The organism is Tersicoccus sp. Bi-70 (genome assembly GCF_001968825.1).
Taxonomy (GTDB): domain Bacteria; phylum Actinomycetota; class Actinomycetes; order Actinomycetales; family Micrococcaceae; genus Tersicoccus.
The window spans coordinates 393,583-417,850 of record NZ_MIEU01000011.1 but is presented as its reverse complement, the minus strand read 5'-3'; the positions used below and the strand labels follow the sequence as shown (position 1 = coordinate 417,850).

Below are 24,268 nucleotides of genomic sequence, written 5' to 3'. Positions count from 1 at the left end.
GGAGCTGACGGGGAGGGATCAGGGACGGCCGGCGGGGGCGACGACCCGGCGGCCGCGCTGCCACACGTCCCACGTCAGGGGCATGCCCGGGCGGTAGGCCAGGTGCACGGCCGAGGGAGCGTCGAGGACGTGCAGGTCGGCGCGGGCACCGACGGCCACGCGGCCGACGGCGGGTCGGCCCGCGGTGCCGACGTCGCGGCGCAGCGCGCGGGCGCCGCCGAGGGTGGCGGCCTCGATGGCCTCGTCGACGGTCAGTCCCATCTGCAGGACGGCGGTCGCGACGCAGAAGGCCATCGACGTGGTCCAGCTGGTGCCGGGGTTGGCGTTGGAGGCGATGGCGACGGTGACCCCGGCGTCGAGCAGCCGCCGCGCCGGCGCGAGCGGGGCACGGGTGGAGAGGTCGCAGGCCGGCAGGACGGTCGCGACGGTGTCCGAGGCCGCGAGCGCCTCGACGTCGGCGTCGGTCACGTGGTTGACGTGATCCACGGACGCGGCACCCACCTCGACGGCCAGGGCCACACCCCCGCCGGGGCCGAGCTGGTTGCCGTGCACACGCAACCCGAGGCCGGCCTCCCGGCACGCGGCCAGCACCCGCCGGGACTGCTCGACGGTGAACGCTCCGCGTTCGCAGAACACGTCCGCCCAGCGCACGTGCGGGGCGACGGCGTCGAGCATGGGCCCGCACACGTTCTCGACGTACGCGTCCGGGTCGAGGCCGTCGGGAACCAGGTGGGCGCCGAGGAAGGTGACGTCCTCGACGTGGGCGGCGGCGATCCGGGCGCTGCGGGCCTCGTCCTCGACCGTAAGCCCGTACCCGGTCTTGGTCTCCAGGCTCGTGGTGCCCCCGGCCAGCGCCTCCCGAACGCGACCGGTCACCAGGGCGTCGAGCCGGGCGTCGTCGGCCGCGCGGGTGGCGCCGGTGGTCACGGCGATGCCGCCCGCCTCGTACGCCTGCCCGGCCATCCGGGCGGCGAACTCGGCGGCCCGGTCCCCGTCGAAGACGAGGTGGGTGTGGGAGTCGACCCAGCCCGGCAGCACGGCCCGGCCCTCGACGTCGACGGCCTGGTCGGCCGCCGGTGCGTCCGACGCCGGACCGACCCAGGCGATCCGCTCACCCTCGAGCACGACCGCGGCGTCGCGGATGGTACCGAGCTCGGCGTCGACCGTGGTCAGCTCCGCGATGCCGGTGAGGAGCGTCGATGCGGGACCGGACGTGGTCACCGCTGGTCCCGCATGGGTGGGCCCACGTGAGCAGGGGCCCCCGACCGAGCTTGCGAGGTTGGGGAGCTCATGGGGATCCGGACGCCGCGCTCGTCGGCGACCTCGAGCGCCCGCTCGTACCCGGCGTCGGCGTGCCGGATGACGCCCATGCCGGGGTCGTTGGTCAGCAGCCGTTCGAGCTTCTGAGCGGCCAGCGGGGTGCCGTCCGCGACGCCCACCTGCCCGGCGTGCTGGGAGCGGCCGATGCCGACCCCGCCGCCGTGGTGGATGGACACCCAGGTCGCGCCGGACGAGGCCGCGGTCAGGGCGTTCAGGAGCGGCCAGTCGGCGATCGCGTCCGAGCCGTCGGCCATCGCCTCCGTCTCGCGGTAGGGCGAGGCGACGGAGCCGGAGTCCAGGTGGTCGCGGCCGATCACGATCGGCGCGGAAAGCGTCCCGTCCGCCACGAGCTCGTTGAACCGCAACGCGGCGCGGTGCCGTTCGCCGTAGCCGAGCCAGCAGATCCGGGCAGGCAGGCCCTCGAACTCGACCCGCTCCGCGGCGGCGTCGAGCCACCGGTGCAGGTGCTCGTTCTCGGGAAACAGCTCCTTGATCGCCGCGTCGGTGATCTCGATGTCCTTCGGGTCGCCCGAGAGCGCCACCCAGCGGAACGGGCCCAGGCCCTCGCAGAACAGGGGCCGGATGTAGGCGGGCACGAAGCCGGGGAAGTCGAACGCGCGGGTGTAGCCGGCCTGCCGGGCCTCGTCGCGGATCGAGTTGCCGTAGTCGAACACCTCGGCGCCCGCGTCGCGGAACTCGACCATGGCCTGCACCTGGGTCGCCATGGCCTCACGGGCCTTCTTCGTGAATCCGTCGGGGTCCGCCGCGGCCTCGGCCTCCCACTGCTCGACGGTGTACTCGGTCGGCAGGTAGGACAGCGGGTCGTGCGCGGAGGTCTGGTCGGTGACGACGTCGACGGTCAGCTCCCCGGCGCGGTGCCGGCGCAGCAGCTCGGGGAAGACGGTGGCGGCGTTGCCGACGTACCCGACGGACAGGGCACGCCGCTCCGCCTTCGCGGCCGTCACCTTCGCGATGGCCGTCTCGAGATCGGTCTCCACCTCGTCGAGGTAGCGCTTGGCCTGCCTCCGGCGCAGCCGGGTCTCGTCGACGTCGACCACCAGGCAGGCGCCCCCGTTGAGGGTCACGGCCAGCGGCTGGGCACCGCCCATGCCACCGCAGCCGCCGGTCAGCGTCAGCGTGCCCGCCAGGGTCGGCTCGGACAGCCGGCCGTCCTCGTGCATGACCTTCGCGACGGCGTGGAAGGTCTCGAAGGTGCCCTGCAGGATGCCCTGGGTGGCGATGTAGATCCACGAGCCCGCGGTCATCTGCCCGTACATGGTCAGCCCCTCGGCCTCGAGCCGGCGGAACTCGGGCCAGGTGGCCCAGTCGCCGACGAGGTTGGAGTTGGCGATCAGCACGCGCGGCGCCCACGCGTGGGTGCGGAACACGCCCACCGGCTTGCCGGACTGCACGAGCAGCGTCTCGTCATCGGCCAGGTCCTTCAGGGTCGCGACGATGGCGTCGTAGGCCGCCCAGCTGCGCGCGGCGCGGCCGGTGCCGCCGTAGACGACCAGGTCGTCCGGGCGTTCGGCCACCTCGGGGTCGAGGTTGTTCATCAGCATCCGCAGCGGCGCCTCGGTCTGCCAGCTGCGAGCGCTGAGCTCGGTGCCGCGAGGGGCGCGGACGGGACGGGCTCCGGGCAGGGCCATGGTGATCTCCTGGTCGTCGTCGACGGGTCGGTGCAAGGGGTCGGTACAGGGGCGATGCGACTGTCTCCATGCCACCACGCCGGACGGCTCGACGACGGGCGTCGACCGCGCACCTGTCCGGGATCCCAGACGAATGGTCCAGGAGCGGCCGATCGGGATCAGCTGGCCCGCGGACCACCGTGCAGTCGGGTCGAGAGGGCGTCGGCGGTCTGCCGCAGATGGGCGACGAGATCGCGACGGCGGTCCTCGTCGACGCGGTGGGAGAGGAACGTCAGGGCGATGCCGGCGACGGGCAGACCGCGGTGGTCATGCGCGGCGACGGCGACCGAGGCGAACTCCGGCGTCACGTCCCCCTCCTCGACGGCCCAGCCCCGGGCCCGGGTCCGGTCCAGCTCTGCGCGCAACCGGCTCGGGCTGGTGACCACCGTGTGCTCCCAGCGGGACGAGAACGCGTCCCGGTTCGGGTAGAGCGCCCGCACCTGGGCCGCCGGCAGGTCCGCGAGCATCGACCGGCCGCTCGCCGTCAGATGCGCCGGGATCCGCACCCCGACGTCGGTCACCAGCGAGGGGCGGCCCGGGGCGCGCTCCTCCACGACGTAGACGACGTCCCGCGCGTGCAGCAGCGCCAGGTGCGCGTTCTCGCCGACGGCGTCGACCAGCGCGCGCAGCAGCGGCGCCCCCAGGCGGGCCATCGGGTCCTGGCGCACCCAGGCCGAGGACAGCTCGAACGCCGCGATCCCGAGCCCGTAGAGCCGCTCCTCGGGCAGGTGGGTCACGAAGCCCTCGTCGATCATCACGGCGAGCAGGTGGTAGACCGTCGAACGGGGCAGCTCCAGCGCGGCCCCGATCGAGGCGGCGGACACCGGCCCCCGGCGCGTCGCCAGGAACCGCAGCACACGCAGGGTGTTCGTCGCCGCAGGCACCTTCGACTCCATCGCCGCCTCCTCCTCGCTCCACCGTCCGTGAAGGCGTCCGGGATCCCAGACGATACCGGGTCGACGGCCGCACCGGCGGACGGACCCGGCGACGGAGAATCGCAGCATGGAATCCGACGCGCACGACGCCCCGTCCTCGCCCTGGCAGGGCCGCATCGACGGACCCGGCGCGGAGCACCGCCGCTGGCACCAGGCGATCCGGCGGACGGCCGACGAGGAGACGGGGCCGGACGGGACGGGGCCGGACGGGTCGGTCGCGGACACGACCCGGGGCGTCGCCCTGGTCGGCTTCGCCAGTGATGAGGGCGTCCGCCGCAACCAGGGACGCCCCGGCGCGGCCGCGGGCCCGGACGCCCTGCGGCGGGCCCTGGCGCCGCTCGCCCTGCACACGGACGTCCCGCTCGTCGACGCCGGCACGGTGACGGTCGACGGCACGGATCTGGAGGCCGGACAGGAGCGGCTCGGCGCCCGCGTGGCGCAGGCCCTGGCCGCGCACGACCTCGTCGTCGTGCTCGGCGGCGGCCACGAGACGGCGTGGGGCAGTTACCGGGGGCGGGTGACCGCGCCGCGGCTGGACGGCCGACGCGTCGGCGTGCTCAACCTCGACGCCCACTTCGACCTGCGGTCCGCGCCCGTCCCGTCGTCCGGCACCCCGTTCCGCCAGATGGCCGAGGCGGACGCCGACGCCGGCCGCGACTTCCGCTACACCGTCCTCGGCATCAGCGAACCGTCCAACACCAGCGTCCTCTTCGCCACGGCGGAGCGGCTCGGCGTGCGATGGATGACCGACGAGCAGTGCACGGCGGCGAACCTGCCTGCGGTGCTGGCGACCGTCGACGCCCTCCTGGCCGACGTCGACGTCGTGCACCTGAGCATCGACCTGGACGTGCTGCCCGCCGCGGTGGCGCCCGGCGTGAGCGCCCCGGCCGGGTACGGGGTGGCCCTGGAGGTCGTCCACGCGGTCTGCCGGCACGTCGCCCGCAGCGGGAAGCTGGTCCTCGTCGACGTCGTCGAGCTGCTGCCCGCGCTCGACGTCGACCAGCGCACCGCGCGCACCGCCGCCCGGCTGATCACCACGCTGGTGCACGAGGTCGCCGGTACCGCCGGCTCGGCCCCGTCGATGTCGGCATCGGCCTGACGCGTCCGTCGGCGCACGCGCAGTGCGGTTGACTGGATGCCATGAGTCCCGCCGTCACCGTGTCGATCACGCGCGTCGTCGACCCGTCGCGACCCCGCCAGGTGGAGGTGTGGGCGCGTGCCGGCCAGGACCTGGCCCGCCAGTTCCCGGGCTACCTCGGGTCCGGCTGGATCCAGTCGCACGACTCGGCCGAGCGCTGGCACATGCTCTACCGGTTCAGCAACGAGCGCACCCTGCGGGTCTGGGAGGAGTCGCCGGAGCGCCGCTGGTGGATGAACACCGCCGAGGGCATGGTCCAGCACGACCGCGAACAGCGCCGCACCGGCATCGAGGGCTGGTTCGAGGACCCCGCGGACGAGATCGTCGCCGAACCCCTCCGCACCCCACCGCGCTGGAAGCAGATGATCAGCATCTTCATCGTCTTCTTCCCGGTCAGCCTGACCCTGCAGTGGCTGATGAGCCCGGTGATCGGTGGATGGGTGCTGCCGCTGCGCGTGCTCGTGTCCACGATGGTCGCGGTGCCGTTGATGACCTACTTCTTCCTGCCGTGGAGCACGCGCGTGCTGTCCCCGTGGTTGCACGCCCCGCAGCGCAGCAAGAGATGAGCACCGCCGGAGATGAGCGCGCGTCCTTCCGCAACGGACCGAACTGGAGGGCGGGAAATCGTCAGCACTATGATGGTTTCGCAGAACGGCACGACAGTGCCGATCGTGAGTCGATGGTGAGGAGAACAGTCCGAGCATGGCAACGAACGATGCGACATTCACGGTTCCCGGTCTGAGCGTGGAGGACGGCCACCGGGTCGGCGAGCTGCTGCAGATCCGTCTGCACGCCCTCAACGACCTGCAGCTGACCCTCAAGCACGCGCACTGGAACGTCATCGGGCGCGACTTCATCGGGGTCCACGAGATGCTGGACCCGCAGATCGAACTGGTCCGCGGCTTCGTCGACGACCTCGCCGAGCGGATGGCCGCTCTCGGCGTCCCGCCGAACGGGCTCCCCGGCGATCTGGTGGCGCGCCGCACCTGGGAGGACTACTCGATCGGCCGCGCGACCACCGTGGAGCACCTCGCGGCGCTCGACCTCGTCTACAACGGCGTGATCGAGGACCACCGCAAGGACATCCAGATCCTCGACGACCTGGACCTGGTGACCCAGGACATGCTGATCGGGCAGGTGCAGGAACTCGAGAAGTTCCAGTGGTTCATCCGGGCCCACCTGGAGAACACCGGTGGCGGCCTGCGCCACGAGGGCGCGACCACCGAGAAGGACGCCGCCGCGAAGGCGTGACGCCGATCCGGTAGGCCGAGCCTCGACACGGGCGACGGCAGCATCCCTCACCGGGGTGCCGCCGTCGCCCGTCGTCGTTGCCGGTGGCATTCCTGGGCCGAGCTGCCCGGTGGGTACGGTCAGGCGCTGCCCACGCCCTCGATCCCCACCAGCCAGCGCACCCCGAATCGATCGCGCAGCTGCCCGTCGATCCCGCCCCACGGCCGCTCCTGCAGGTCGTCGAGGATCTGCCCGTCCTCCGCGAGCGCGGCGAACCAGCCACGCAGCCGATCCTCGTCGGTGCCGAGGATCGAGAGCATCATGCCGTCCATCTGCAGCGCCGACTCGTCCGGACCCGCGTCGGCGCCGAGGAGGGTGACCGGACCGCGCAGTTCCCCGTGGGCGATGGCGTCGGCCGGACCGTCGTCGCGACGGAACTCCTCGTAGGTGTGCAGGATCAGATCGCCGCCGAACGCGCGGTGGTAGAACCCGAGCGCCTCCCGCGCGGTCGCGGGGAACAGCACGTAGACGCGGGGCCAGCCCTCCGCGACCTCGGCGGTCATCGCGCACCCCGCCGGGTGCCGGTGTGCAGGGCGCTGGTGAGCGGTGCGGTCCTCATGGGTCCTCCCGGTGGAGCCTGGATGTGAACGATGTCCACATCGAGCCTACGGGTGGACGCGCAGCCCGGACAAGGGTCGGGCCAGGATCACCCCGTCAGTGCAGCGTGGTCAGGGTCGCCCAGCCGTGCCCGATGATCGGCCCCGAGGTGACGCCGCCGGCCGCGACCGGGTAGTAGCGCAGCGAGCCGTCGTCGAACCGCACGAGCAGTCCGGTCCCCAAGGGCGAGTCGAACCCGTTCACCACGGTCATGCTGCGGGCGTGCTGCCAGCCGCTGCCGATCACCGTGGAGCCGGGCAGGAACCGGCCCGCGCCGTCGCTGCGGTAGAGCCGCAGGGTCCCGTCGCCGGTGCGGGCGATCAGATCGCTGTGCCCGTTGCCGTCGGCGTCGATCATCACCGTCTCGACGGCCGGCCAGGACGCGACGACGACGACCCCCGAGGTCAGCCCCGTCCCGGACGTGTTGGCGTAGTACACCAGCTGGCCGGCCGGGTTCTTCGCCAGCATCCCCGGGTACCGGGCGCCGTCGAGCCATGTGCCGGGCATCAGCTGGTAACCGTCCCAGCCGCGGCCGATGGTGACGGCCGGTGCGAAGCCGCCCCCGTTGTAGCCCGGGTAGAGCTTGAGGTCACCACCGGCGAAGGAGGCGACGACGTCGAAGGTCCCGTCCCCGTTCCAGTCCAGCGTGGCGGCGGCGCGCAGCGTGCCCCAGCCGGCACCGATCCGCCGCGCAGGCAGCACCGTGCTGCGTCCCGTGGCGCCGTAGTCGAGCAGGTCCCCGGTCGAGGAGCGCGCGACGAGGTCCCCGGCGCCCGGAATGGTCGGGCTGCCGCTGGTCGCCTTCGTGCGAGTCACGGTCAGGGCGGCCTGGTTGACCTTCGCGGCGAAGGCGGCGTCCACGCGGGCCCGGGCGAGCACGGCGTCGTACATCTGCGCGGTCATCGCGGGGCTGGCGCACAGCACCATGGTGCCGCCGGCGTTGATGAAGTTCTGGGCGCGTTGGGCGGGCGTCCAGGCGGCGACCTGCTTCGCGTTGCACAGGTCGTCCGAGATGATGATGCCGCGGAAACCGAGGTCGGACCGCAGCATGCCCGTCAGGACGGTCGGCGAGAACGCCGCGGGGTTGGCCGCGTCGATGCGGCTGTAGACGGCGGTCGAGACCATCATCCAGCGGACCCCGGCGGCGACCTGGTCCCGGAAGGGCTGCAGGTACGGGTCGGTGCGGGTGGTCTGCGTGTCCGTGACCCCCGCCGTGGTGTCCGTGTTGCCGATCACCCGGCCGAGGCCCGGGAAGTGCTTGGGCGTGGCGGCGACGCCCGCGTCCGCCAGCCCCGCCGTGAAGGCGCGGGACTTGGCCGAGACCAGCGCGGGGGTGTACCCGTACTCGCGGGCGAAGGCCCCGATCGGGGCGTTCGACGGCGCGAACGCGGCGCTCGGCACCGTGTCGGCGACGGGCGCCAGGTCGACCGTCACCCCGGAGAGCAGCAGTTGCCGGCCCCAGCCCGCGGCGGAGGAGCGCAGCGTCGCATCCGCCCACGTGCCCTGGGTCAGGGCGCGCGGGATGGCGGAGAAGCCCGGGCCGGTGAGCACCTGGACGGCGCCGCCCTCCTGGTCCGTGGAGACGGCGAGGCGGTAGCCCCCGGTGGAGACGCCGGCGGCGGCCTGCAGGGTACGGGAGACGGCGGCGGTCGCGGCGATCCCCGCGCTGCTGCGTCCGCTGAGCATGACGTTGCCGACGTGACGGTCCCGGATCAGGGCGGTGACCGCCGGGTCCGCGGCGGTCGCACCGTTGGCGACCATGAACAGCTGCCCCACCCGCTGTTCGAGGGACAGCCGGCCGATCAGGTTGCCCGAGCTCGGGATCACGCTCGCCGTCGCCGGCGTCGCCGTGGCCAGCACGAGCACCACGCTCAGCGCCGCGGCAGCACCCCGCGCCGTCCGTCTCGACCGCATCGTCCTTCTCGATCGCACCATCGCGATCCACCCCTTTCGGCCGCCCGTCCCACAGGCTACGCGCTTCGCCACCCGCCGCGCGGCGGGCGAGGCGGCGATTCGGTCTCGGTGCTGGATCCGTCGCCTAGAGTCGCTGCATGAGCGAGCAACCCCGCGAACGCGCCTTCGCGCAGGTCGACGTGTTCACCGCCGAACCTTACCGGGGCAACCCGGTGGCGGTCGTCCTCGACGCCGACGGGCTGGACGAGGAGACGATGCGCCGTTTCGCCGCATGGACCAACCTCTCGGAGACGACGTTCGTGCTGCCGCCCATGGATCCGGCCGCCGACTACCGGCTGCGGATCTTCACCCCGGCGGAGGAACTGCCCTTCGCCGGCCACCCGACCCTTGGCAGCGCCCACGCATGGCTCGCCGCGGGAGGCACCCCGCGCGGAGCGGGTACGGACGGCGACGTGGTGCAGGAGTGCGCGGTGGGACAGGTGCGGATCCACCGCGACGGTGACCGGCTCGCCTTCGCCGCCCCGCCGACGATTCGCTCGGGTCCCGTCGACGCGGCCATGCTGGACCGCCTGGTCAGCGGCCTGCGGATCAGCCCGGACCAGGTGGTCGACTCCCACTGGGTCGACAACGGCCCGGGCTGGGTGGGGGTCCTGCTGCGCGACGCCGCGGCGGTCCGCGGGCTCGACCCGGACGCCGTCGCGCTCGGGGACCTGAAGGTCGGGGTGGCCGGCCCCGAACCGGCGGGCGGCGCCACCCAGCTGGAGGTGCGGGCCTTCGCCGCCGGCGCCGGGATCGCCGAGGACCCCGTCACCGGCAGCCTGAATGCCTCGCTGGCCCAGTGGCTCATCGGCGAGGGGGTGCTGCCGCGCTCCTACGTCGCCGCGCAGGGCACGGTGATCGGCCGGGCGGGCCGGGTGCACGTGACCGCGGACGACGACGACGTGTGGGTCGGCGGCGACGCGGTCACGTGCATCCGGGGCACGGTGCTGCTCTAGCTCGGCTGCACCCGTTCGACCTGCTCCCGTCCGAGGAGCTGTAGCTCTGCGAGCGGCGTCGCTCTACAGCTCCGTGCTGCCGCTGGTTCCGCCGTCGTAGGTGCCGCCGGTGACCTTCGCCTTGACGAAGTTGTACAGCGCGCCGACGCCGCCGCCGGGCTGGTCCCAGTACTCGGCCGAGTCGGGGCTCACCTCGATCAGCGTCAGACCGGGCGTCTCCTTGCCGTCGGGAAAGAACGCATCCGTCGTCGAGTCCCACAGCTCGTCGATCTTCGCGCTGCTGTGCTCGAGGCGGGCCGTGCCGGCGAGGGACACCCAGTGGTCGGAGTCGGCGAAGGCGACGTTGACCTGCGGGTGGGAGGTCAGCTGTTCGGCCAGCGGACCGTCGTCGTGGGCGAAGAACCACAGGGTGCCGTCGTCCTCGACCGTCTGCACGGACATCGGCCGGCTCTGGATCGACCCGTCGGTGAGCACGGTGCCGACCATGACGGTCCGGTCCTTGCGCATCAGGTCGACGATCTTGGCGGTGTCCTCGGACGGGCTGTCGGTGCTGGGCTGAGTCATGTCGCGCTCCTGACGTTCGTGGTCGGGTCTGACGTCCTCAGCCTAGATGCCTCGGTTCTCGAAACACATCGGCTCAGGCGTCGGCGTCCTCGCGACCCTCCGACACCCAGCTCCGGTCCCGGGAGCGGGCGCCCGCGACCCGCGCCGCAGCACCGTCGAGCTCGGCCACCTGTTCGGCGGAGAGGGCGATGTCCACCGCGGCGGCGTTCTGGCGGTTGCGCTCGGGGTGCCGGGACCCGGGGATCGGCACGACGGTCACGCCGGCCTCCTCCCCCTTGGCGTACAGCCAGGCCAGGGACATCTCGGCGAGGGTGATGCCGGTCTCGTGGGCGCTCGCCTCGATCTCCGCCAGCAGGGCGAGATTGGCCTCGAGGTTGGCGTCATCGAACCGCGGGAAGCCGTGCCGGGCGTCCTCGGGCGTGAGGTCGGCGGCGGAGCGCACGGATCCGGCGAGGAAGCCGCGGCCCAGCGGGGAGAACGGGACGAACCCGACGCCGAGTTCCGCACACGCGGGCACGACGGCGCGTTCGACGTCCCGGCTGAAGACGGACCACTCGCTCTGCACGGCGGTGATCGGGTGCAGGGCGTGCGCCTCGCGCAGTTCCTCCGCCGTCACCTCGCACAGCCCCAGGTGCCGCACGAGGCCGTCCTCCACGAGGGAGGCCATGGCGCCGACGGTCTCGCTCAGGGGCACGGAGAGGTCCCGCCGGTGCAGGTAGTAGAGATCGATGACATCGGTGCCGAGGCGCTGCAGGCTCTCCTCGGCGCAGCGCCGCACGTAGTCCGCGTCCCCGCGTGCCCGCCGCGTGCCGTCCGCGCCGTGGACGATGCCGAACTTCGTCGCGACCGTCACCTCGTCGCGCCGGTCCGCGAGCAACCGGCCGACCAGCTCCTCGTTGGTCCCGTCGCCGTACACGTTGGCCGTGTCGATGAGGGTGATGCCGTCGTCGACGGCGGCGTTCAGCACCGCGAGCGCCTCGTCGGCCGCCAGGCCGCCGTAGGCGGAGGTCAGCGCCATCCCGCCGAAGCCGAGGGCGCTGACGGTGAGGGGGCCGGCCGCGCCGGTGCCGAGGATGACGGTCTCCATGGGATCAGCGCCCCTCGTAGCCGAAGGCTCCGACCGACCGGCCGCCGACGGTGGTCCAGGTGGCCGCGGTCGGCACGATCTGCTTGCCGAGCGGCATCAGGGAGACCGGCACCATCTTGATGTTGGCGATCGCGAGCGGGATGCCGACGATGGTGACCGCCTGGGCGGCGGCCGTGACGACGTGCCCGACGGCGATCCAGATCCCGGCGACCACGAACCAGATGACGTTGCCGAGCGTCGCGAACAGGCCCGGGCTGCCACCCCGGTCCACGATGGTGCGGCCGAAAGGCCAGAGCGCGTACGCGGCGATCCGGAACGACGCGATGCCGAACGGGATGGTGACGATCAGCAGACAGCAGACGACGCCGGCGAGGGCGTAGGCGACCGCCAGCCACAGGCCACCGAGCACGAGCCAGATCACGTTCAACAGGGTCCTCATGCTCCGATTCTGTCCCCTCACCGGCATCGGACGCCACCGCCGCGCGACCGGGGCCGGCACCGTCACCCCACGCCGCGGCGGTGAGCGCGAGTAGCATCGCCTCCACCGGGCCGTGGTGACCGCGCTCAAGCAACGCTGGCACCGGGTCCGCTTCCGGCACTCGCACGCAGGAGGTCACGATGGCACCGTCAGGACCGGCAGGATCATCGGCATCCCCGGGGTCGGCACCCCCCGGAGGGGGAAGGCCCGGAGGGGAAAGGCGGGGAGGGGGAAGGCGGGGAGGGGGAACGCCGGGGACGGCGCGGGTGGCCAACCCGTACTCCGTGCTCCGCCGCAAACCGATCGGCGAGATCGAACCGGAGGTCGAGGAGAACTCGCTCAAGCGCACCCTCGGCCTGTGGCAGCTGACCGCGATCGGCGTCGGCGGCATCATCGGCGCCGGCATCTTCTCGCTCGCCGGCGCGGTCGCCCACGGCAAGGCCGGCCCGGCCGTGCTCCTCTCGTTCCTGATCGCCGGCGTCGCGAGCGCCGCGGCCGCCTTCTCCTACGCCGAGTTCGCGGGCATGGTGCCCAAGGCCGGCTCCGCCTACACGTACGGTTACGCGGCGCTCGGCGAGATCGTGGGCTGGTTCATCGGCTGGGACCTGCTGCTCGAGTACATCGCCATCGTCGCCGTCGTCGCGATCGGCATCTCGGGCTACTTCGGCTTCCTGCTCGGGCAGGTGGGCGTCCAGCTACCGGCCTGGATGCTCGGTGCCCCCGGCACCGGGGACGGGCACGTGGTCGACCTGTTCGCCATGATCCTGTGCCTGCTCACCGCGTTCATCCTCACGCGCGGCATCGGCAGCGCGGCCCGGGCCGAGATGGTCTTCGTGGGGCTGAAGGTCGCGCTCGTGCTGCTGATCGTCGTGCTCGGTGTCTTCCACATCAACACCGCCAACTACTCGCCGTACTTCCCGTTCGGGTTCTCCGGAGTGATGGCGGGCGCGGCCACGGTGTTCTTCGCGGTGTTCGGGTACGACGCCATGAGCACCGCCGCCGAGGAGTCGAAGGACTCGACGAAGCACATGCCGAAGGCCATCCTCTACTCGCTGGCGATCGCGATGGTGCTCTACGTGCTCGCGACCCTGGTGCTGACGGGCATGCAGAAGTACACCGAGATCGACCCGGAGAGCGGGTTCTCCTCGGCGTTCAACGCGGTCGGCATGCCGGTGGTCGCGAACATCATCGCGGTGGGCGCCATCGTGTCGATCCTGACCGTCATGATCACCTTCACGCTCGGCGTCTCCCGCGTCTGGTTCTCGATGAGCCGGGACGGCCTGCTGCCCGCGTGGTTCGCGAAGACGGACCCCAGGCGCCACGTTCCGGTCCGCGTGACCTGGCTGGCCGGCATCGGCGCGGCGATCATCGCGGGGGTGCTGCCGATCGAGGAGGCGGCAGGGCTGACGAACATCGGCATCCTGTCCGCGTTCGTCGTCGTCTGCGTCGCCGTCATCGTGCTGCGCTACCGGCGCCCCGACCTGTCGCGCGAGTTCCGCACCCCGCTGATGCCGGTCACCCCGGCCGTCGGCGTGCTGTTCTCGCTGTGGCTGATCTTCTCGATCCAGAACGTCGAGACGTACGTGCGGTTCGTCGTCTGGCTCGTCGTCGGCCTGGTGATCTACTTCCTGTACTCGCGCCGCCACTCGGTGATGAATCCGGACAGCCCGCGGCTGCAGAAGGGCGCCACCGGCTGAGCGGAAACCGGCCGAGCTGAACGCACCCGGAACGACGCCAGCTCGTCACCAGATGTCGCATCCGGCCCCCGGAAGGGGGTGGATGGAGCATCTGGTGACGAGCTGGCGGGGTGGTGCGGGTGGTGTGGGTCAGCCCTGGCGACGCGCGGTGTTCGGGGCGTCCGCCCGGCGAGAGCCGCGACGACGGCCGGCCGGGGAGCCGTTCCCGCGCGCCGGGCCCGCCGGGGCACCGGAGCGACGGGGAGCCCCGCCGCCCGTGGAGGAGCCACTGGGGGCGCCGGTGGTCGTGCTGTAGGCGACGGTCGAGGCCGGGCGCGCGTTCGGGGTCGAGGCACTGCGGCCCGAACCGCCGCGACGGGCACCGCTGCGCGAGCCGCCCGCCGCCGAACGCGGTGCGGAGGCGGTGTCGGCCTGGGTGCCGCGGCCGTGACCGCGAGCGCCGCGGGAGCGGCCTCCACCCTGGCCACCGGAACGGGTCGACGACGCCGTCGCCGGCTTCCGGGACGTGCTCGGGCGGTTGCCGGAGGCGCTCACGGGGGCCGGAGCGACGCGGGGCGCGATCGTCCCGACGACCTCGGCGACCGCGGGCGAGTCCGGGGTCACGGTCTCGAGCGCGGCGTCGACGCCGGCGGCGCGGAGCAGCTTGCGCACGTCCTGGCGCTGCTCGGGCAGCACGACGGTGACGACGGTGCCGTCCGAACCCGCGCGGGCGGTGCGACCGGAGCGGTGCAGGTAGGCCTTGTGCTCCGTGGGCGGATCGATGTGGACGACCAGCTCGACGTCGTCGACGTGCACACCGCGGGCGGCGACGTCGGTCGCGACCAGCACGCGCACCTCACCCGAGGAGAACTGGGCCAGGTTCCGGTCGCGGGCGTTCTGCGACAGGTTGCCGTGCAGGTCGACCGCGGGGATGCCGGCGGTGGTCAGCTGCTTGGCCATCTTCTTGGCGTGGTGCTTGGTCCGCATGAACATGACCCGCCGGCCGGTGCCCGAGGCGAGCATCGTGACCAGGTCCTTCTTGGTGTCCGCGTCCGTGAGGAACACGCGGTGCTCCATGGTCGTGACGGCGGCGGAGGACTCGTCGACCGAGTGCACGGTGGGGTTGTGCAGGTAGCGCTTGACGAGGACGTCCACGCCGTTGTCCAGCGTCGCGGAGAACAGCAGCCGCTGGGCGTCCTTGGCGGTGGTGTCGAGCAGGCGGCGGACGACCGGCAGGAAGCCGAGGTCGGCCATGTGGTCCGCCTCGTCGAGCACGGTGATGCGCACGTCGGCCAGGGTCAGGACCTTCTGGCGGAGCAGGTCCTCGAGCCGGCCGGGGCAGGCGACGACGATGTCGGCGCCGGCGCGCAGGGCGCTCTCCTGCCGCTTCTGGGACACCCCGCCGAAGATGACGGTGGTGCGCAGGCCGAGGGCGTTGGCCAGCGGTTCCAGCGTCGCGTTGATCTGCGTCGCGAGCTCGCGGGTCGGTGCCAGGACCAGCCCGGTGGGGCGGGAGGGACGGCGCTGGACGCCGGCCAGACGGGCGACGAGCGGGAGGCTGAACGCCAGCGTCTTGCCGGAGCCGGTGCGGCCGCGGCCGAGGACGTCACGGCCGGCGAGCGAATCGGGGAGGGTGGCTTCCTGGATGGGGAAGGGAGCGGCGATGCCGCTGGCGGTCAGGGCGTCCGCGAGAACGGTGGGGACGCCGAGATCGGCGAAGGATGTCACGAGGGTGGAACCTCTCGATGGTCGGGCCCGCACGCGGGGAATCACGGCGGGTGCGCCGGAAAAGGAAGGGCCGCGTGAGCGGCGGGTCGTCAGATTCGCGACGCGTACCGGCGGGTGGTCGCAACCGGCGGGAGCCGGTGCGGCAGGAGCCGCAGGGCGGCCCGGGCGACCGATCGTTCGTCGATCGGAGCGGGCCGATGATGGCGCACCAGGACGAGAAAGGCCGTCCGACGTGCCGGTACCTCTTCGATCCTACGCGCCGGTAACGCCTGGACGGGGATCGGAGGCGGAGGGATTGGTCACACGGCCGCCGGGCGGCCGCCTCACCGCTAGGCTTGTTCGCCGTGACGGATCACGAGGACGGCGGGGCGCAGGGCGCCGGGAACGCGGAGCCGGGAGAACGAGAACACCGCGGCGTGGTCTCCTTCGTCCGGCGGGGAACCCGGCTGCAGGGCAAGCAGCTCGCCGCGTGGGAGCGGCTGAGCGGTCACTACCTCGTGGACGTCTCCCGCGCCTCGGGCGCCACGTCCGTCGACCCGGGCGCCCGCCTCGACGCCCCCGCGACCTTCGGCCGCCGCGCGCCCCTGACCGTGGAGATCGGGTCCGGTCTCGGTGACGCGGTGGTCGCCGCGGCCGCCGCCGCACCGGAGCGGGATTTCCTGGCCCTGGACGTCTACCGCCCGGGCCTGTCGGACCTGATGCGCAAGGCGGACACGGCGGGCGCACCCAACATCCGGGTGATCGAGGCGAACGCCCCCGAGGTGTTCGGCACGCTGCTGGCACCCGGCTCGGTCGACGAGGTGTGGATGTTCTTCCCCGACCCGTGGCCGAAGAAGCGGCACCACAAGCGGCGCCTGGTCTCCCCCGCCTTCGCGGAACTGGTGGCCCGGGTGCTGCGGCCCGGTGGCCGGTGGCGCCTGGCGACCGACTGGGAGGAGTACGCGGAGCAGATGCGCGCGACCCTCGACGAGGTGCCCGCATTCACGCCGGCCAACGACGGCCCCGACGGCTGGGCTCCGCGGTTCGACGGCCGGATCGAGACCGGGTTCGAGCGCAAGGGCATCGCCGCCGGCCGCGTCATCCGGGACCTGACGTACATCCGGCGCTGACCGGCGCCGCTCAGCGCAGGGGCTTGCGCCAGAGCACGACGGCCTGGGAGCGCGGGCGGGGACGCTGGCCCCGGACGAGGGAGACGACGTCCCCGGCGATCCCGGCCGCGAACACGCGGGACGCGTCGACGACCCCGCCACCGGCCTGCACGCGGGCGAGCTCGTCGGTCAGCTCGGTGACCCGGTTCTGCAGGGCGCGCACCTGGTTCTGCAGTTCCATCACCCGGCGGATCCCCTCGAGGGAGACCCCCTCCTGGGACAGCCGCTGGACGGTGCGCAGGGCATCGACGTCCTGCTGGGAGTAACGCCGCGACCGGCCCGGTGAGCGCTGCGGCGTGACGATCCCCATCCGGTCGTACTGGCGCAGGGTCTGCGGATGCATCTCGGCCAGCTCCGCCGCGACCGAGATCACGAAGATCGGGGCATCGGTGTCGATGGGCCTGTCCATGGTCACTCCTCCCGGGTCCCGGGTGCGACGCCGTCGGGGCCGGTGCTGACGCGTGCGGTCACAGTCGTGCGCGCGCGGCGAGGTCGCGACGGGGGTCCGCGTCGTCCGTGGCCTCGGCGAACGCCCGGACCGCGTCCTGGGCCGCCCCGCTCAGCTTCTGCGGGACCGCCACCTCGACCTTGACCAGCAGATCTCCGGTGTGTTTCTTCGTCGCCACCCCGCGGCCCTTCACGCGCAGCGTGCGGCCGGACGGGGTGCCCGCGGGCACCTTGACGTTGACGCTCTCGCCGTCCGTGGTGGGCACCGACACGGTCGCGCCGAGCGCCGCCTCCGGGAAGGTGACCGGCACCGTGATGCGGATGTCGTCGCCGTCGCGGGTGAAGAGGGGATGGGGCTTGACCTGGACGGTGACGATCAGGTCGCCCGCCCCGGCGGCGCCCGGGTGGCCCTTCCCGCGCACGCGGATCTTCTGTCCGTCCCGCACGCCGGCGGGCACGCGGACCTCGATCACGTCGCCGTCGCCCTCCCGCAGCCCGATGGTGGTGCCGCGGACGGACCCGGCGAAGGAGATCGCGGTGGTGGCCTGCCGGTCGCCGCCCTTCTGCGGGGTCTGCTGGCCGTAGCCGCCGTAGCCGCCGAAGCCGCCGCCCCCGCCGAACGACCCGCCCCCGAAGAGGTCGCGGAACTCGGGCGGCAGGTCCGAGGCGTCGAAGCCGCCGCCGCCACCCGGCGTCGTGTAGCGGGTGCGAGTGCGGCCGCCGCCGGTGTTGAAGAGGCCGCCGAAGACGTCCTCGAAGCCGCCGCCCGCTCCGGCACCGGCGCCACCGGCGCTGAACCGGGCACCGGAGCCCATCGCCCGGATCGCGTCGTACTGCCGCCGCTCCTCCGGGTCGGAGAGCACCGAGTTGGCCTCGGCGATGTCCTTGAACTTCTCCTCGGCCGCGGCGTCGCCCGGGTTCTGGTCGGGGTGGTACTTCCGCGCGAGTTTGCGGTAGGCCTTCTTGATGTCGGCCTCCGTGGCGTCCTTGGACACGCCGAGGACCTGGTAGAAGTCTTTCTCGATCCAGTCCTGGCTGGCCATGGCGTCTCGATTCTGCGGGGAGTGGGGAAGGGGAATGACGAGCGGACCGCCGCCGTCGCTGGTCAGCGCACGACGACGGTCCGTCTCGGGTGGGGTGCCGGTTGCCCGGCACCCCCGGGATCAGGAGGCGACGCCCACCTGCGCGGCGCGCAGGACACGGTCCCCCACACGGTAACCGGAGCGCAGCACATGGCTGACGTGGCCGGACTCGACCACGTCGCTGGGCTGCTGCAGCAGCGCCTCGTGGACGGCGGGATCGAAGACGGTGCCGACCTCGCCGTAGCGCTCGAGTCCCTGCTGGGTCAGCACGGCGTCGAGCTTGGCGGCGATCGACGCGAACGGCCCCGCGGTGAGGTCACCGTGCTGGCGCGCGGCGTCGAGGTCGTCGAGCACCGGCAGAAGGGCGGTCAGGACGGAGATCACCGCGTTGCCGCGGGCGACGTCCCGGTCCCGGTCCACCCGGCGACGGTAGTTGACGAACTCCGCCTGCAGTCGCTGCAGGTCGGCCAGCCGCTCGGCCGCGAGCTGCTCGGCATCGTTCGCCGGCGCCGCGGTCGCGTCGGTACCAGCACCGTCGGCGTCGTCGCTTCCGGCCCCGTCCAGGATGGCCTCGGCCTCGGCGACGACGTCGCGGTCGGCGCCGTCGGCGGGCTGCCCGGGCTGCTCAGCACCGGTGGGCTGGTCCGCCCCGGCGCCCCGGACCTCGCCGGTGACCGGGTCGATGCGACGGTTGTCCCGGAAGACGGGACCCTCGCCGTTCTCACCGTCGCGCCCCGGCTCCCGGGGCTCCCCTGGTGTCTGTGCGCCCATGACTACTTCTTGTCCTCGTCCTCGTCGATGACCTCGGCGTCGACGATGTCCTCGTCGGCCCCGGCGGAGGTGCCGCCGGCGGTGGAGGCGTCCTCGGCACCGGCCCCGGCGGACGCGCCGCCGGCCTGCGCCTGGGAGTAGATCGCCTCGCCGAGCTTGCCCTGGGACGCCTGCAGCTTCTCCAGCGCGGACTTGACGGCGTCGTCGTCTGACCCCTCGAGGGCCGACTTCAGCGCGTCGACGTCGCCCTGGACCTCGGTCTTGACGTCCTCGGGCAGCTTGTCCGCGTTGTCCTTGAGGAGCTTGTCCGTCGAGTAGGCGAGCTGCTCCGCGTTGTTGCGGGCGTCCGCGGCCTCGCGGCGCTTCTTGTCCTCGGCGGCGTGCTCCTCGGCCTCGCGCACCATCCGCTCGATGTCGTCCTTCGCCAGCGAGGTACCGCCGGTGATGGTCATCGACTGCTCGGTGCCGGTGCCCTTGTCCTTCGCGGACACGTGCACGATGCCATTGGCGTCGATGTCGAAGGTGACCTCGACCTGCGGCACGCCGCGGGGGGCCGGGGCGATGCCGGTCAGCTCGAAGGTTCCGAGCGGCTTGTTGTCGCGGGTGAACTCGCGCTCGCCCTGGAAGACCTGGATGGACACCGACGGCTGGTTGTCGTCGGCGGTCGTGAAGGTCTCGCTGCGCTTGGTCGGGATCGCGGTGTTGCGCTCGATCAGCTTGGTCATCACGCCGCCCTTGGTCTCGATGCCGAGGGAGAGGGGGGTGACGTCGATGAGCAGCACGTCCTTGCGCTCACCCTTGAGGACACCGGCCTGCAGGGCCGCGCCGACGGCGACGACCTCGTCCGGGTTGACGCCCTTGTTGGGCTCCTTGCCACCGGCGAGCTCCTTGACGAGCTCGGAGACGGCGGGCATGCGGGTCGAGCCGCCCACCAGGATGACGTGGTCGATGTCGCCGACCTTGACGCCGGCCTCGGCGATGACGTCGTGGAACGGCTTCTTGGTGCGGTCCAGCAGGTCCGAGGTCAGCTCCTGGAACTTGGCACGGGTGAGGTGCTCGTCCAGGTGGACCGGGCCGTCGGGGGTGACGGAGAGGTACTGCAGCGAGACGTTGGTGCTGGTGGCGCTGGAGAGTTCCTTCTTGGCCTGCTCGGCGGCCTCCCGCAGACGCTGGAGGGCGATCTTGTCCTTGGACAGGTCGACGCCGGTGCTGGCCTTGGCGCGCTGGAGCAGGAAGTCGACGACCCGCTGGTCCCAGTCGTCGCCGCCGAGCCGGTTGTCACCGGCGGTCGCCCGCACCTGGATGGTGGAGAAGCCGTCGTCGTCCTTGCCCACCTCGAGGAGGGAGACGTCGAAGGTGCCACCGCCGAGGTCGAAGACGAGGATGAGCTCGTCCTCCTTGCCCTTGTCCAGGCCGTACGCCAGGGCGGCCGCGGTGGGCTCGTTGACGATGCGGGACACGTTCAGGCCCGCGATCTCGCCGGCCTCCTTGGTGGCCTGGCGCTCGGCGTCGTTGAAGTACGCCGGCACGGTGATGACCGCGTCGGTGACCTTCTCGCCGAGGTAGCTCTCCGCGTCGTTCTTCAGCTTCATCAGGATGCGCGCGGAGATCTCCTGCGGCGTGTACTTCTTGTCATCGATGTCGATGGTCCAGTCGGTGCCCATGTGGCGCTTGACCGACGCGATGGTGCGGTCGATGTTGTTGACCGACTGGCGCTTGGCGATCTCACCGACGAGCACCTCGCCGGACTTGGAGAACGCGACCACCGACGGGGTGGTGCGCGCACCCTCGGCGTTGGCGATGACGGTGGGCTCGCCGCCCTCGAGGACGGAGACGACGGAGTTGGTGGTACCGAGGTCGATGCCTACTGCACGGGACATGGGTGGTTCCTTTCGACGAGACAGACGATGCGGGAGGGCACGTCTTGAGCCTTCTGCACTCAAGCTTGCCGAGACTCTCCGAGGATGTCAAGGCGAGTTGAGTTCACTTGGCTCAACCCTGTACACGGCTCCCGTATTCCCGGGTAGTTCCGCCAGGGATCTGCCGCCCTCGCCGTGGGCCGCGTACTCTGCCCGCATGAGCCCGACGACCACGCCGCCGTCCGCGAAGGCGACCCTGCACCGCTACCTCCGCGGGGTGCGCCGCGACCTCGCGTGGAAGCTGGACGGCCTGGACGAGACGCACCTGCGGATGCCGATGACACGGACGGGCACCAATCTGCTGGGCCTCGTCCGGCACGCCAGCGGGGTGGAGGCCGAGTACTTCGGACTCGTCTTCGACCGCCCCCTGCCGGAGCCGCTGCCGTGGGACTCCGAGTACGCCGACAACGACGACTTCTGGACACCGGCGGACGTCCCGGCCCACGACGTGCTCGCGCTCTACGAGCGGGTGCAGCAGCACGCGGACCGCACCATCGCCGACCTGCCCCTGGATGAGCCCGGCCTGGTGCCGTGGTGGCCGGAGGAGCGCCGAGCGGTGACGCTGCACCAGATCCTCGTGCACGTCATCACCGATCTCGCGCGCCATGCCGGTCATGCCGACGTCGTGCGCGAGTCCATCGACGGCAGCGCCGGGCTCTCGGAGGGCAACGACAACCTGCTGACCCAGGACGAGCAGTGGTGGGAGGACTACCGGGACCGGTTGACGGGCATCGCGGAGGGCTTCCGATCCACGGACGGGGACGCGCGATGACGCCGCACGCCGGGGACGCCGATCTTTACGATCTCGAGCGCTTCGTGCGGGCGCAGGACGACGGGACGTGGGAGACGGCGCTGGCGGAGCTCGAGCGCGGCCGGAAGAGCACGCACTGGATGTGGTTCGTCTTCCCGCAGATCGCCGGGCTCGGCCGCAGCCCCATGGCACAGCGCTACGCCATCGCGTCCCTCGACGAGGCGCGCGCGTACCTGCGCCACCCCCTGCTCGGCGCACGCCTGCACCAGGCAGCGCAGGCGGTGGTCGCCGCCGACGGCACGGCCGAGGAGATCCTCGGCGGCATCGACGCCGTCAAGCTGCGGTCTTCGATGACGTTGTTCGCCCGCGCCGATCCGGAGCAGGACGCCTTCCCCCGCGTGCTCGATCACTTCTTCGACGGCGAGGCCGACCCCGCCACGCTCGCCCTGCTCTGAGCTGTACCGATCGGAGCAGCATCGCTGCGCGGTTCCGACCCGGACGTGACCGGGCTGTTAACAGGGCAGGTGCCCCGAGCCGTTCTCTCGGGGCACCTGCGGGACTCGCTGACGATCGATGACATGCCATCCAATTGGGGGGGCGATGGACTTGGTCAGCATCGGCACCTGTCGGCGAGGTGGTCCCGTGGTGCACCGGGTTTGGGTCGATGAATGCACCACGGGCGACACGTCGCCAGTGTCGATCCTCGGCGCGGAGCGCCGGCCAGGGATCAGGGGCAGCGAGCCCCCATTGGTTCTGTCGGGCCAGTTACCGACCGCAAGAACCGGTCTTGGGGTGAATCTGTCAGGCCGCGATGGGCGCGGAGTAGAAACGATCCGGCCAGTTGCCGACGGCCGGGATGATGGTGTTGAAGCGATCGGGCCAGTTGCCGACAGCGGGGGTGACGGTGTTGAAGCGATCGGGCCAGTTGCCGACAGCCGGTGTCACGGTGAAGAAGCGGTCCGGCCAGTTGCCGACAGCCGGTGTCACCGTGAAGAAGCGGTCCGGCCAGTTGCCCACGGCCGGGGTGACGGAGTAGAAGCGGTCCGGCCAGTTGCCCACGGCCGGGGTGACGGAGTAAAAGCGGTCCGGCCAGTTGCCCACCGCGGGCGTGACGGAGTAGAACCGGTCGGGCCAGTTGCCCACGGCCGGGGTGACCGAAGCCGAGACCGACGTCGACGTGACACTGTGCGCCGGCGTCACGGCAGCGTTCGCGGCCGATGCTCCACCAACGAGCAGCGGCAGCGCCAGTGCTGCACCCAGGACGGTCGGCAGTGTCTTCGAGACTCGAGTCTTCACGCTCATGGTTTCCCCAGTACCTTTCCGCCTGCGCGGTCACCGTGCCTCGACGCCGTCGAGGAACCGCCCCGACGGGCGGCGTGCTGTCAGGTTACGTGATGAAAGCAGAATTTGACAACCGATTCGCTGAAAAATTTGACTCGTGTACTTGACAGCTTTTGTCACATTCACCTGCTAGCATGACAGAATGTCCATCAGCACCAGTTTCAGTAAGAAGCTGAAGGCGGCGCGACTGGCCCGTGGCCTCACCCAGGCCGAGCTCGCCGGCGACGCCTACACGGCCAGTTACATCTCCCTCCTCGAGAGCGGGCGCCGCCGCCCGACGGACGCGATCCTGAGCGAATTGGCGGCGCGTCTCAGCGTTCCCATCGACGAACTGCGCAGTTTCCAGATGGAGGCGACGACCGGTGGCTCGATCGCCTCCATCGAGCTCGAGATGCAGGCGCGAGCGGCGTGGAAGAACTACGACTACGAGCAGGCTGCCGAGTTCGCGTCCCGCGCGCTCACGCATGCGCAGGCGGAACACAATCCGTCGGCCTGGTGGTCCCTGAGCATGCTCTACGCCGAGTGCCTCATGGTGAGCGAGAAGTACGAGCCCTGCTGGGAGGCCTGCCAGCAACTCCGCAACCACCCGATCGCCCGCGAGTCGGTCAATCTCGCCGCCGAGGCGGAGATCATCGCGGCCGCAGCCAAGCAGGGCATGGGCCGACTGCCCGACGCCGTGCACCATGCCCGCGCCGCGGTCGACCTGCTGCGCGGCCACCCCTCTGCCAACCCGTCGACGCTGCTCGAGGCGCAGTGCGCCCTCGTCGCGACGCTGGCGGAGAGCGACCAGATCGCCGAGGCGAATGAGGTGGCCGCCCAGGTCGACCTCGCGCCCAGCCCGCGGGTGTCGGCGCAGATGCGCGGCCGCGGCGCCTGGGCCGTCGGCAACATGGCATTCCTTCAGGGCAACCCGGAGGAGGGCGTCCGGCTGCACAACCAGGCGATCGACCTGCTCTCACCCGCGATGGGGCTGCGGCAGTGGGGCCGCCTGAACAAGACGACCGCGGACATGAGGATCACGGCCGACTCCGGCAGCGACCAGGTCACCGAGTATCTCGAACGCGCCCAGTTCGCCATCGACGTCGTCGGCAACCGCAGTGACAAGCTCGAGCTGGCGATGGTGAGCGCCCGGTGGGCACTCAGCCGTTCGCGCCCCGGCGAGGCGCTCACCCATCTCGCTCCGGTGCTGGCCGAACTCGAGACGCTCGCCCCGCAGACCGGTGGCGAGGCCGAACTGATCCATGCCCGCATCCTCGAGCAGATGGGCCGGGTCGGGGAGTCCTCGCGGGCCCTGCTCCGGGCCGCGCACGCGTTCGAGGGCGCCGGGGCCTACGAACGCGCCACGGACGCCTTCAAGCAGTACGTGACCCTCACCGCGCCGGCCTCGGCGTGATCGACG

The 24,268-nt window shown here is 71.9% G+C and carries 23 protein-coding genes; 9 read left to right on the top strand and 14 right to left on the bottom strand.

The genetic code is table 11. The features are described from left to right. Window positions 1-18: 18 nt before the first annotated feature. From hutI to BGP79_RS08510, 3 genes are all read right to left on the bottom strand, one after another. Window positions 19-1,221, bottom strand: coding sequence for an imidazolonepropionase (gene hutI / locus BGP79_RS08520; protein WP_076694522.1), 1,203 nt, complete (start codon window positions 1,219-1,221; stop codon window positions 19-21). Continuing rightward, complete coding sequence (gene hutU / locus BGP79_RS08515; protein ID WP_076694808.1) at window positions 1,218-2,969, bottom strand: urocanate hydratase; 1,752 nt, start codon at window positions 2,967-2,969, stop codon at window positions 1,218-1,220. The genes hutI and hutU overlap by 4 nt, the downstream gene beginning before the upstream one ends. A 158-nt stretch (window positions 2,970-3,127) precedes the next feature. Further along, window positions 3,128-3,904 carry an IclR family transcriptional regulator gene (locus BGP79_RS08510; protein WP_076694520.1) on the bottom strand — a complete coding sequence of 259 codons (777 nt, stop codon included), beginning with the start codon at window positions 3,902-3,904 and terminating at the stop codon, window positions 3,128-3,130. A gap of 106 nt (window positions 3,905-4,010) precedes the next feature. On the opposite strand from BGP79_RS08510, the gene hutG reads away from it, so the two are divergent. From hutG to BGP79_RS08495, 3 genes are all read left to right on the top strand, one after another. After that, the gene (gene hutG, locus BGP79_RS08505) at window positions 4,011-5,042 is read left to right on the top strand and encodes a formimidoylglutamase (RefSeq protein WP_076694519.1); all 1,032 of its coding nucleotides are present in this window, start codon (window positions 4,011-4,013) and stop codon (window positions 5,040-5,042) included. 41 nt (window positions 5,043-5,083) lie between these two features. Then, window positions 5,084-5,647, top strand: coding sequence for an antibiotic biosynthesis monooxygenase (locus BGP79_RS08500; RefSeq protein ID WP_076694517.1), 564 nt, complete (start codon window positions 5,084-5,086; stop codon window positions 5,645-5,647). Window positions 5,648-5,783: 136 nt separating this feature from the next. Further along, window positions 5,784-6,332: a Dps family protein gene (locus BGP79_RS08495; protein WP_076694516.1), complete on the top strand. Its 549-nt coding sequence runs from the start codon at window positions 5,784-5,786 to the stop codon at window positions 6,330-6,332. 119 nt (window positions 6,333-6,451) lie between these two features. Here the strand turns inward: BGP79_RS08495 and BGP79_RS08490 are convergent, their stop codons facing one another. Then, complete coding sequence (locus BGP79_RS08490) at window positions 6,452-6,874, bottom strand: VOC family protein (protein ID WP_076694514.1); 423 nt, start codon at window positions 6,872-6,874, stop codon at window positions 6,452-6,454. 151 nt (window positions 6,875-7,025) lie between these two features. Continuing rightward, on the bottom strand, window positions 7,026-8,882 hold the full coding sequence (locus tag BGP79_RS08485) for a glycoside hydrolase family 3 N-terminal domain-containing protein (protein ID WP_143588348.1): 1,857 nt from the start codon (window positions 8,880-8,882) through the stop codon (window positions 7,026-7,028). A gap of 137 nt (window positions 8,883-9,019) precedes the next feature. On the opposite strand from BGP79_RS08485, the gene BGP79_RS08480 reads away from it, so the two are divergent. Further along, on the top strand, window positions 9,020-9,877 hold the full coding sequence (locus BGP79_RS08480) for a PhzF family phenazine biosynthesis protein (protein WP_076694511.1): 858 nt from the start codon (window positions 9,020-9,022) through the stop codon (window positions 9,875-9,877). 63 nt (window positions 9,878-9,940) lie between these two features. On the opposite strand, the gene BGP79_RS08475 is transcribed toward BGP79_RS08480, so the two are convergent. From BGP79_RS08475 to BGP79_RS08465, 3 genes are all read right to left on the bottom strand, one after another. Continuing rightward, a complete protein-coding gene (locus tag BGP79_RS08475; protein ID WP_076694510.1) occupies window positions 9,941-10,441 on the bottom strand; it encodes a pyridoxamine 5'-phosphate oxidase family protein in 501 nt (166 codons plus the stop codon). 73 nt (window positions 10,442-10,514) lie between these two features. Beyond that, window positions 10,515-11,528 (bottom strand): aldo/keto reductase, encoded by a 1,014-nt coding sequence (locus BGP79_RS08470; protein WP_076694508.1) that lies wholly within the window; start codon window positions 11,526-11,528, stop codon window positions 10,515-10,517. Between the two features lie 4 nt (window positions 11,529-11,532). Then, complete coding sequence (locus BGP79_RS08465; RefSeq protein ID WP_076694507.1) at window positions 11,533-11,967, bottom strand: YccF domain-containing protein; 435 nt, start codon at window positions 11,965-11,967, stop codon at window positions 11,533-11,535. A gap of 305 nt (window positions 11,968-12,272) precedes the next feature. Here BGP79_RS08465 and BGP79_RS08460 point away from each other — a divergent pair, with 305 nt between their 5' ends. Next, complete coding sequence (locus BGP79_RS08460; protein WP_076694505.1) at window positions 12,273-13,703, top strand: amino acid permease; 1,431 nt, start codon at window positions 12,273-12,275, stop codon at window positions 13,701-13,703. 129 nt (window positions 13,704-13,832) lie between these two features. On the opposite strand, the gene BGP79_RS08455 is transcribed toward BGP79_RS08460, so the two are convergent. Beyond that, the gene (locus tag BGP79_RS08455; protein ID WP_076694504.1) at window positions 13,833-15,410 is read right to left on the bottom strand and encodes a DEAD/DEAH box helicase; all 1,578 of its coding nucleotides are present in this window, start codon (window positions 15,408-15,410) and stop codon (window positions 13,833-13,835) included. Between the two features lie 416 nt (window positions 15,411-15,826). On the opposite strand from BGP79_RS08455, the gene trmB reads away from it, so the two are divergent. Further along, window positions 15,827-16,519 (top strand): tRNA (guanosine(46)-N7)-methyltransferase TrmB, encoded by a 693-nt coding sequence (trmB, locus tag BGP79_RS08450; protein ID WP_076694502.1) that lies wholly within the window; start codon window positions 15,827-15,829, stop codon window positions 16,517-16,519. A 10-nt stretch (window positions 16,520-16,529) separates the two neighbouring features. Here trmB and BGP79_RS08445 read toward each other — a convergent pair whose 3' ends face one another. The 4 genes from BGP79_RS08445 to dnaK all read right to left on the bottom strand — a co-directional run bounded on the left by BGP79_RS08445 (window position 16,530) and on the right by dnaK (window position 20,738). Continuing rightward, a complete protein-coding gene (locus tag BGP79_RS08445; protein WP_076694501.1) occupies window positions 16,530-16,967 on the bottom strand; it encodes a heat shock protein transcriptional repressor HspR in 438 nt (145 codons plus the stop codon). Window positions 16,968-17,025: 58 nt separating this feature from the next. Then, entirely contained in the window at window positions 17,026-18,048 is a 1,023-nt protein-coding gene (locus BGP79_RS08440) for a DnaJ C-terminal domain-containing protein (RefSeq protein WP_076694499.1), read from the bottom strand. A gap of 120 nt (window positions 18,049-18,168) precedes the next feature. After that, the gene (locus tag BGP79_RS08435) at window positions 18,169-18,858 is read right to left on the bottom strand and encodes a nucleotide exchange factor GrpE (RefSeq protein WP_076694498.1); all 690 of its coding nucleotides are present in this window, start codon (window positions 18,856-18,858) and stop codon (window positions 18,169-18,171) included. 2 nt (window positions 18,859-18,860) lie between these two features. Beyond that, window positions 18,861-20,738 carry a molecular chaperone DnaK gene (gene dnaK, locus BGP79_RS08430; protein WP_076694496.1) on the bottom strand — a complete coding sequence of 626 codons (1,878 nt, stop codon included), beginning with the start codon at window positions 20,736-20,738 and terminating at the stop codon, window positions 18,861-18,863. 196 nt (window positions 20,739-20,934) lie between these two features. On the opposite strand from dnaK, the gene BGP79_RS08425 reads away from it, so the two are divergent. Together BGP79_RS08425 and BGP79_RS08420 are read left to right on the top strand one after the other, a co-directional pair. Beyond that, a complete protein-coding gene (locus BGP79_RS08425; RefSeq protein WP_076694495.1) occupies window positions 20,935-21,549 on the top strand; it encodes a DinB family protein in 615 nt (204 codons plus the stop codon). After that, window positions 21,546-21,983, top strand: a complete 438-nt coding sequence (locus BGP79_RS08420) for a DUF1810 domain-containing protein (protein ID WP_076694493.1) — start codon at window positions 21,546-21,548, stop codon at window positions 21,981-21,983. The genes BGP79_RS08425 and BGP79_RS08420 overlap by 4 nt, the downstream gene beginning before the upstream one ends. Before the next feature lie 346 nt (window positions 21,984-22,329). On the opposite strand, the gene BGP79_RS08415 is transcribed toward BGP79_RS08420, so the two are convergent. Further along, the gene (locus BGP79_RS08415; protein ID WP_143588347.1) at window positions 22,330-22,830 is read right to left on the bottom strand and encodes a hypothetical protein; all 501 of its coding nucleotides are present in this window, start codon (window positions 22,828-22,830) and stop codon (window positions 22,330-22,332) included. Window positions 22,831-23,011: 181 nt separating this feature from the next. On the opposite strand from BGP79_RS08415, the gene BGP79_RS08410 reads away from it, so the two are divergent. Next, a complete protein-coding gene (locus tag BGP79_RS08410; protein ID WP_076694490.1) occupies window positions 23,012-24,262 on the top strand; it encodes a helix-turn-helix transcriptional regulator in 1,251 nt (416 codons plus the stop codon). Window positions 24,263-24,268: the final 6 nt, after the last annotated feature.